At 64.6% G+C, this 9,145-nt stretch carries 8 protein-coding genes and 1 pseudogene; all 9 read left to right on the top strand.

Annotated features, from left to right (window positions below):
* Positions 1 to 462: pseudogene (locus RKP46_RS02285) on the top strand (conjugative transfer ATPase); the annotation flags it as partial.
* Between the two features lie 13 nt (positions 463 to 475).
* The gene (locus RKP46_RS02280; RefSeq protein WP_311105127.1) at positions 476 to 1,219 is read left to right on the top strand and encodes a thioredoxin domain-containing protein; all 744 of its coding nucleotides are present in this window, start codon (positions 476 to 478) and stop codon (positions 1,217 to 1,219) included.
* A gap of 195 nt (positions 1,220 to 1,414) precedes the next feature.
* Positions 1,415 to 1,909, top strand: a complete 495-nt coding sequence (gene radC, locus RKP46_RS02275) for a RadC family protein (protein ID WP_003292123.1) — start codon at positions 1,415 to 1,417, stop codon at positions 1,907 to 1,909.
* 190 nt (positions 1,910 to 2,099) lie between these two features.
* Positions 2,100 to 2,576: a MerR family transcriptional regulator gene (locus RKP46_RS02270; RefSeq protein ID WP_016446149.1), complete on the top strand. Its 477-nt coding sequence runs from the start codon at positions 2,100 to 2,102 to the stop codon at positions 2,574 to 2,576.
* Positions 2,573 to 5,536: an N-6 DNA methylase gene (locus RKP46_RS02265; RefSeq protein ID WP_311105126.1), complete on the top strand. Its 2,964-nt coding sequence runs from the start codon at positions 2,573 to 2,575 to the stop codon at positions 5,534 to 5,536. Before RKP46_RS02270 ends, RKP46_RS02265 begins: the two co-directional genes overlap by 4 nt.
* Before the next feature lie 26 nt (positions 5,537 to 5,562).
* A complete protein-coding gene (locus RKP46_RS02260; RefSeq protein WP_311105125.1) occupies positions 5,563 to 6,198 on the top strand; it encodes a hypothetical protein in 636 nt (211 codons plus the stop codon).
* Between the two features lie 143 nt (positions 6,199 to 6,341).
* Positions 6,342 to 6,785: a TIGR03757 family integrating conjugative element protein gene (locus RKP46_RS02255; RefSeq protein WP_311105124.1), complete on the top strand. Its 444-nt coding sequence runs from the start codon at positions 6,342 to 6,344 to the stop codon at positions 6,783 to 6,785.
* On the top strand, positions 6,782 to 7,726 hold the full coding sequence (locus tag RKP46_RS02250) for a TIGR03756 family integrating conjugative element protein (RefSeq protein WP_023436227.1): 945 nt from the start codon (positions 6,782 to 6,784) through the stop codon (positions 7,724 to 7,726). The genes RKP46_RS02255 and RKP46_RS02250 overlap by 4 nt, the downstream gene beginning before the upstream one ends.
* 10 nt (positions 7,727 to 7,736) lie before the next feature.
* Positions 7,737 to 9,143 (top strand): integrating conjugative element protein, encoded by a 1,407-nt coding sequence (locus tag RKP46_RS02245; protein WP_311105123.1) that lies wholly within the window; start codon positions 7,737 to 7,739, stop codon positions 9,141 to 9,143.
* Positions 9,144 to 9,145: the final 2 nt, after the last annotated feature.

Raw genomic sequence — 9,145 nt, 5'->3', positions numbered from 1 at the left:
CTCGCGCCCTACGTGGTCAAGATCACCAAGATGTGGCGCAAGCTCGGCGCCTGGTTCTGGCTCGCCACGCAGAACCTGGACGACTTGCCGAAAGCGGCCGAGCCCATGCTCAACATGATCGAGTGGTGGATCTGCCTGTCGATGCCACCCGATGAAGTCGAGAAGATCGCGCGCTTCCGCGAACTCAACGCTTCGCAGAAGGCGCTGATGCTCTCGGCACGCAAGGAGGCCGGCAAGTTCAGCGAGGGCGTCATCCTGTCCAAGTCGATGGAAGTGCTGTTCCGCGCTGTGCCGCCCAGCCTCTACCTGGCGATGGCGATGACCGAGCCCGAGGAGAAGGCCGAACGCTTCCAGTTGATGCAGCAGCACGGCATCAGCGAGCTGGATGCCGCCTTCCGCGTGGCCGAGAAGATCGACCGTGCGCGGGGCATCGAACCGCTGGCGCTGGACACGCTGGCCTGACGGGAGCGACACGATGCGCCTGCCTTCATTCGCCCGCCGTCATTCCTGGATCGGTCTGCTGATCGTGGCGACGATTGCGGTGGCCTCGTGGATGCTGCTGCGCGCGCCGCAACCGGCAACCGAGTCCATGCCCCTGGCCGCCGCCGGGTCCGAAGCGCCGAAACCGGCCGGCCCGCCCTGGCTGTATGGCCGTGCCGATGCGCGCTTCACGGTGGTCGGCTATGCCGACCTGGAGTGTCCGTACTGCCGGGCCTACTTCCCCGCGCTCAAGCGCTGGGTCGACGCCCATCCCGAGGTGAACTGGCAGTGGCACCACCTGCCGCTGTCCATGCACGAGCCGGCCGCGACTGCCGGGGCACGCCTGGCCGAGTGCGCGGGCGAGACGGGCGGACATGCCACGTTCTGGCAGGCCGTGGCGTGGCTCTACTCGAACACCCGTGGCGACGGCCAGGGCCTGCCGGAGGGCCTGCGCTATCCCGACCTCACGCCAGCCATGCAGGGTTGTCTCGACAGCGATCGCCCCGATGCCGTCATCCGTGCCCAGTCGGCGGAAGCGGCACAGCAGGGCATCGCGGCCACGCCGGCCCTGCAACTGCGCGACCGCGAGTCCGGCAAGACCCTCCTGCTGCACGGTCCCGTCGAAGGCGATGCCTTGCTGTCGGCCATCGACCTGCTCGCCGCCGGCAACACGACCGTGGCCGAACCCGCCCATCCCCCAGACATGCCCGCCGGCGTTGCCGGTGACATGCCCAGGTAGCCATCGATCTTCAAGGCTGCGGCGCGGCTTGTCCGCGTTGATCGAAACCCGTTCGCATCGCATCCCTTGACGCGAACAGCCACCGCATCCGCGGTGGCGGATGCCCGCTCGTCAGCTGCTCCATCCCCATCGTCCCCAGGAGGGTTTGCCCTCCAGGGGCAGGCGCCCTCCGATCTCATCCATTGGAGGTTCGCCATGTCTCTTGTCATCGCCGACTCCCGCCCGGAGTCGCTCACCCTGATCGCCGCCCAGCACGAAGACTGGATCATCCGGCAGGCCATCACCCTGCTGGAGAACCGCGTGTTCAAGGCCGGTCCGGCGCTGGGCAGTCCCGCCGCCGTGCGCGACTACCTGCGCCTGAAACTGGTCGCGGAGCCGAACGAAATCTTCGCCGTCGTGTTTCTCGACAACCAGCACCAGGTGCTCGCCTTCGAGCCGCTGTTCAAGGGCACGGTCGACCAGACTTCGGTGTATCCGAGGGTGGTGGTCCAGCGTGCGCTGGCGCTCAACGCTTCGGCGCTGATCCTGGCGCATCAGCATCCCTCGGGGAACACCGAGCCCTCGGCCGCTGATCGTGCGATCACCGAGCGGCTGAAGAGCGCCCTGGCCACCGTCGATGTCCGGGTGCTGGATCACTTCATCGTCGGCAAGGGCAGCCCGTACTCGTTCGCCGAAGCCGGCTTGTTGTAGTCCGCAGGCGCCCCTTCCGGGGGCGCCTTGCGTCTTGCCCCTATCCACACGTTCGCGATGCGCTCTGATGGTCGCGACTTTCGGAAGCTTGGAAGGCTTGTGGGATAGGCGGCTGAACCGACCTTTACCTGTTGAGCAGCACACCTTTACATGGCAGAATCTGCATATTTTCTAGTTGCCAGCAACGCGAATGTCTGCCGTCACCGCCATCCAGTACACTCAGGATCAGATGCGCACGCTAACCGGCGTGTCCGTCGAAACGGTGCGGCATTGGCGCAAGACCGTGCCCTACTTGGCGTCCAAGACCGGGAAGGCTGCCCGATTCACCTTCGCCGATCTCCTAGGCTTGGCCGTTACCAATGAGTTGGTCAGCTCGTTGGGAGTGCACATCGCCACCGTCAGCGTCGGCGTTGACGCGCTCTTTCGGTTGCTGGGCACGAGTAGCGCATTGGCGCTGAATGGGTCCGTGGCGTTCGTGACGGCCACTTCGGCGACCCTGTGCGATATCGGCCCCGAGGGGATTGGGCCGGCGCCGACGCAACCGACTCTCGTCATCCCGCTCGATCCGTTGATCATGCGGCTTCAGCAGCACATGCTGCCGATCGTCCCGACGCCGAGCCAGGCAGCGTTGCCGTTTCCACCCGAAGCTATCCGGAGTAGGGCGTGAACACTGCCACGCTGGAACAGGTGCTCGCCGCAACCGGCTACCTGCCGGACGGGCAACCCGCGCCCGGTCTTCGGTTGGGGGCCGAGGCGCAGTCCTCGCGCCACGGCCGCGTTTTTGTTCCGGACGCATTGTGGCGCAGCGCGTCGTCGTTGACCGTCTACTTCAAGTTTGAGCAAAGCGCGCCTGCAGACGATCTGGTCAGCCAGTGGCGACGAGAGGTCTGGAACGAGGGGTTCGCGCCGTTGCTGTGGGTGATCTCGCCGCAGCGTATCGACCTGTACAACGGTTTCGGCACGCCCGCGAAAGAAGGCGATGCCCAGAGACATTTGATTCGGCGTTTCGAGAACATCGAAGCTTCGCTCCATGAACTGGACGAGTTAGCCGGCCGACTGGCGATCGAGACGGGCCAGTTCTGGGCCCAGGTGCCGGCCATCGATCGCAAGACCAGCGTCGATCAGAAGCTCCTGTCCGACCTTGGATGTCTCGAACGCGATTTGGTCGCAGGCAATCTCGCGCGCGATGCGGCGCAGGCCTTGATCGGGCGCGTGATCTTCACCCAGTACCTGATTGACCGCGAGATCGTCAGTGCGGCGCGGTTGAAGCGGGTATGCGGCCGCACGGCGTTGCCGGCGATCCTGCGAGACCGGCCAGCGACCAACAAGCTGTTCGCATGGCTGGCCCAGACCTTCAACGGCGACATGTTTCCGCCCTCGTCGGTGAAAACGACACCAGCCGCTCACCATTTGACGCGGGTTGCGGAGTTCCTGGAGGCTGTCGATCCTGAAAGCGGGCAGCTCAGTTTCTTCCCCTACCAGTTCGACGTGATTCCGGTCGAGCTCATCAGCTCGATCTACGAGCAGTTTGCGCACGCTGAGCCGCGGACGGATGGAAAGCGCACAGAAGCGTTGCGAAACGGCGTGCACTACACGCGACTGTCCGTCGTCTCGCTGATCCTCGATGAGGTCATGGATGGCCTATCGGGACGGGAGTCGGTGCTGGATTTGACGTGCGGCTCCGGTGTTTTCCTGGTCGAAGCGCTGCGGCGCTTGGTTCATCTTCGCTCGCAAGGTCAGCCGCCCACGAGGGAACTGATCCGCTCGACGCTCTACGGGCAAGTCTATGGCGTGGACATTAGCGAAGCCGCGATTCGCGTCGCTGCGTTCAGCCTGTACCTGGCAGCGCTTGAGCTGGACCCTGACCCGCAGCCACCGCAGTCCCTGAAGTTCCAGCCATTGATCGGCAGGACATTGCTCGTCGGTGACGCTCGTACGGTCGAACGTGATGGAGATGGCAAGGCCGTGCTGGCGACGCCGACAGGACTGAAGCAGTTCGACCTGATCGTAGGCAATCCCCCTTGGAGCTTTAAAGGGCAGACAGGAACCGAAGCGCGGCGCAAGACCAGGGTTGCGGGCATTCCCGCGCAGCCGCGCGGAGAAGGTCTCGACTTCGTATTGCGGGCGGCAGAGTTTTCGCATGGGAAGACGCGTTTCGGCGTCATTCTCAGTGCGACGCCATTCTTCAGCCGCAGCGGGACGGGCATGGCGGCGGCGCAGCATGTCATGAGCACCTTGGCCCCTGTCACCTTGGTCAACCTGTCCAACCTATGCAGTTGGCTCTTTGCGACCGCAACGATGCCAGCGGTGGTCCTCTTTGCACGTCATCGGCCGACTCAGCGGGCGGATCAGATCACGGTCGTTCAGATTCCGTGGACGCCGAGTGGCGCAAGGACTCATTCGTTCGAAGTGGCGCCGAGTGACGTCATCAAGTTGAGCCTGGGTGAGATCGAGAGGCAACCACTGAAATTGAAGGCTGCTGCCGTAGGTCGTCGCCGCGATCTTCTCTTGTTGGAGGAGCTGACATCGGTGCATCAAGGCCTGGGCGAGCGACTGGCATCACTCGGCACAAAATTCCGCGATGGATTGACTCAAGGCAGTCCTGCGAACCAGACGCGCGATGCGCGTGAAATGAAAGGCTTGGAACTGCTGCAGGCCAACGACATGCAGCACTTTTGCATTCCCGACGATCTTCTGACGTACAACCGCTCGAAAGCACAGTGGCCACGCTCTCGCGACACCTACCGAGCCCCCCTGTTGATCGTCAAAGAGATGGTGGTGGGTCACCCGCGGGCTCTGGTTGCTGTGGCCGATCGAGACCTTGTCTTCACGGACTCTTATTTCGCCGCGTCACTGCCTTCAGGCCACAAGCAAACGGCGCATCTGCTCGCAGCGATCCTGAGTTCCGCGCTGGCATCGTGGTTCTTCGGTTTGACGGCCTCCGAGTTCGGCATCTACAAGCGAAAGCTGCTGATGCGCGACGTCGCCTTCCTGCCGGTGCCCGACTTCACATCTGCCGTGAGGTCGCAGGCTGGCCAGCGCTTGTTGGTGTTGGAGAAGGCGCTGCGCGAACGTGAAGTCGAGGCAGAAGAGTGGAACGCATTGGATGAGGCAGTCTTCGACCTGTACGAGCTGAACGATGCTGACCGAGTTGTTATTCGAGACGGGCTTCTACGCGCCGGGTGGCAATGGGAAAGCGGTCGCGAGTCGTCCATTTTCCCTTCGGACAGCCGTACTGAGGTCGCGGCGTATGCCAAGACGTTCCTGTCCGTTATCGAGGGTTGGCTTTCCGTTCGCAATAAGCGGCACATGCGCGCCGAAGTGCTCGACTTGCCAAGCAGTTCGGCCTTGCGCGTCGTGCGCTTTGTCTTGGAAGAGGGACCGGGCAATGCGAGCGTGAGCGTCGTGGCGCCACAAGGCGAATTGGGCGACGTACTGACACGTATCGGCAGGCGCCTGAAAGTCAAGATCGCGACCGCGCTCAGTGCAGAGCGGGAATTGCGTGTACACGGGCGCAACGAAGTCGTGATCATCAAGCCAGCAGCGCGGCGCCACTGGATGGGCATAGCGGCACTGGAAGATGCCGATGCAGTGGTCGCGGAGAGCTTTTCAGGGGGCAAAGTTTGAGGATTCCCTATGAGACACCTCCCGCATTGGGCAGAGAGTTCATTGAACTGGGGCCTGAGGTCGTGGCGGTCATTCTGCTGACACTGGCCGCAGGTTGGCAGCGAGCATGCGCAGCCGAGGACGTGAATGCCAACGCTGGCGAGGTGCTCATGACGGAGCGCCTGCGCGATGGAATGCGTGGAGCGCTAAGAAACTCCCCATGGAAGCTGATCGTGCTGCCTGGAACTGAGTCGCGATCCAAAGCAAGCGTGGTGTTGCCGGACGGGCGCACCGATATTCCTCTGATGTTGATCGAAGTCTTCCTCCGCACGCAGGAGCATGACCCGCATGCAGTCATCGAATGCAAACGCATTGCCGGGTCGGACACCCACCTGTGCCGCGAGTACGTGGTCGAAGGCATGGATCGATTCGTCCGGGAGAAGTACGGAGAGAACCACGCAATCGGCTTCATGGTGGGCTATGTTCTCTCCGGCTCGCCTTCGGAATCCGCGGATGGCGTCAACGCTTACTTGAGACGAGTTTCGCGCTCAGACTGCCTCGCCCCGAGCGACATCAGTGACGGGACTTGGCAGAGCCTACATGCACGCTCCAAGCCGTCGATGCCGATTCGCTTACATCACGCGTTTCTTGGGTTCGCTGGCACCCCAGCGTCCCGCACCTGAACTCCGCCTCCGGCAGGAGGCAAACACAACGCTCACAACGGCATAGAGCATAAAACCGGCAGAGGCCGGATGCGGTTTCTTTGTCGCGCCACATTGGCACTTGAAGTCGACTGTGACCTTGATCGACTCCAAGGACGCCCGATATGCCGGTCCCCTTCTTCAAGGCTTCGCCCCGGCTGCCGACCATCAGCATTGCGCCCGGACTGTGGGCAGTGCTGTTCTTGTTCACCCAGACTGCAGCAGCCGATGTGCTCGTCGTCACCGACAGCCGTCATCCGGTGCAGGCCCCGGCCGGCGTGCGGATCATCGAGCTGGACCAGGCCACGCGCATCGAGGTCGAACTCGCCGCGCACCTGCCGGCCGACCCGCAACAGGCCACAGCCGTGGTGCGGCAGCGGTTGCATGACGGTGGCGAGGCGCTGCAGCGTCGCATCGGCCATGCCTACCAAGGTGTCGCGGATGCCTGGGGACTGGGCATCGCCAAGATTCCCGCCGTGGTGGTCGATCGACGTTATGTGGTCTACGGCGAGCCCGACGTGGCCCGCGCAGTCGCGCGCATCAACGCCTACCGGAGCACACAGCCATGAGCCTCCTGCTGGCATCCCGGCGCCTGCGCGCCACCGTCGCCTCGCTGCTGTTGGGCACGGCCACGTCGACGTTCGCCCTGGACACCGCCACCATCGTCTCGTCGGCGCTGTCCCCCGACTGCCTCGAATACCGCGTGGTCGGAATCTGCTACTGGCTGTACTGCACGCCCTTCGGCTGCTCGGTGCGCACTTCCGTCAAGGTGCGCCACTACGTCCCCGATGCGGTGGTGTCGAGCTACTCGAACACCGGCGAAAACCCGTGGCTGGAAGTCAGGGCGATGAGCATGCCCAACCCGACCGCCAAGGCTGGCGGTGACGGCACGACCAATCACGACAACGAGAACAACCTCGCCAAGTTCAAGAACGCCGATGTCATCGGCCATCCGGCCGGGATGGTGTTCAGCCAGTTCGCCAGCGCCTCCGGCTACACCTGCGAAGGCGCTGGCACGGCCTTCATGCCGTATCTGCTGAGCACGCTCGACACGATCGCCTGGCGCTACAACATCCCGGAAGCGTTCTACCCCGAAGCGCTCATCCCCGGCCGGCGCGAAATCGGTACGCGCACCGGCCTGAACCTCTGGGGCAACGTGTATCCCCGCGGTGGCTTCCTGCACCAGACCGACGATCACAAGAGCGGCGCCGTGGTCGCGCAGCGCGCGGGCGACATCGTGACGCGCCGCAACCAGATTCACGTGTACCAGCCACTGCTGGCCAACGCCCGCGACGGGTACTGGCCGGCCGGCGCGTTGATGGAGACCGACGCCTCGACGGGCAAGTGGCAGGAGCTGACGCCCACGCTCTCGAACAGTTGCGTGGTCTTCCCGCACAGCCGCACCCGCGTGCAGGCCCAGCAGGGCGACTACGCCTGGGCCTTGTGGCGGCCGTACTCCTGCTGCCGGCGCCGTGGCCAGGTCTTCCTCGGCAGCGTCGATTTCATGTGAGGAACCCACGATGAACGCCTCCCTCCCTGACTTTCTTCGCCGGGCGAAGTCGCCCCTGCGGGCCACGCTGCTCGTGCCGGCCATCACGCTGGTCGTCGGCGTCGCCTGGGCGCAGACCCGCATCGACCCCAATGGCGTGAACGTCAGCGGCAGCGTGATCGGCGACGACGTGCTCTACAGCATCGGCGGCGGCCGGGCCGTGTCGATGGGTGGTGCCGGCAACATGCAGAGCATCGGCGTCGGCGTCGGCTGGAACAGCAACCTGATCTGCGGCGACATGAGCATCACCACGACGCTGCAGAACCAGCTCAACGGCATCACCAACGGCTTCCAGACGATCATGAGCAACGTGATCCAGAACGCCACCAGCGCCGTGGCCTCGCTGCCGGCCCTGATCATCCAGCGCGCCGACCCGGGCCTGTACAACCTGCTCACCAACGGCATCCTGCAGGCGCGCCTGGATTTCGACCGCTCGAAGATGACCTGCCGCGCCATCGCCAATCGCATGGCGGACATGGCCGGCGGCCAGGCCGGCTGGGACCAGCTCGCCGAAGGGATGGCGCTGCGGGATGCGGTCAGCAGCACCGATGCCGTCTCCGCCATCGAGCAGGCCGAGTCCAACAAAGGAAACAACGGCGTGCCATGGGTCGGCGGCGGCAACGCGGGCGGCTCCGGTCAGAGCTCGATCAAGGTGGTCGGCGATGTGACGCGCGCGGGCTACAACCTGCTCAACGGGCGCAGCGCCACCGATACCTCGTCGATCGCGCGCAGCGCCTGCGGCAACCGCCTGACCTGCCAAACCTGGTCGTCGCCCCAGGCGGCCGCGGACTGGGCGACCCGCGTGTTGGGCGAACGCGAGCAGCGCACCTGCGAAAACTGCACGAAGACCCAGACCACGCCTGGCGTCGGGCTGACGCCAATGATCCAGGAAGAGTACGAGACCAAGCTGCAGGCGCTGCAGGAACTGGTGACGGGCGCCCGGCCGACGACGCTGGCCAATCTCGACGCAGCCGGCAGCAGCTCGCTGCCGATCACCCGCGGCGTGATCGAGGCCCTGCGTGACGAACCCGACCAGGACGTGCTGGGCCGGCGCCTCGCGTCCGAGGCTGCGCTGTCCAGCGTGCTGGAGAAGGCCCTGCTGCTGCAACGCACGTTGCTGACCGGCAAGAAGGAGCCGAACGTGGCCGCCAACGAGTTGGCCGTGCGGGCGGTCGACCAGGAGAACAGCGCGTTGGAGCAGGAGATCAACAACCTCAAGACCGAGCTGGAGCTGCGGCGCACGCTGGCCGGCAACTCGGCGATGGCGATCATCCAGCGCCACAGCACCCGCGCTGCCGGCTCGCGCGGCGTCTTCGAGGGCGACACCACGCGCGACCGTCTGCGGGAAGTCCAGAAGCCGCGGAGCGGTACGCCATGAGC

Origin of the sequence: Accumulibacter sp. (genome assembly GCF_031732815.1) — a bacterium.
Classification (GTDB): Bacteria; Pseudomonadota; Gammaproteobacteria; order Burkholderiales; family Rhodocyclaceae; genus Accumulibacter.
The sequence above is the reverse complement of the archived record's forward strand: the minus strand, read 5'-3'. Positions and strand labels throughout refer to the sequence as shown.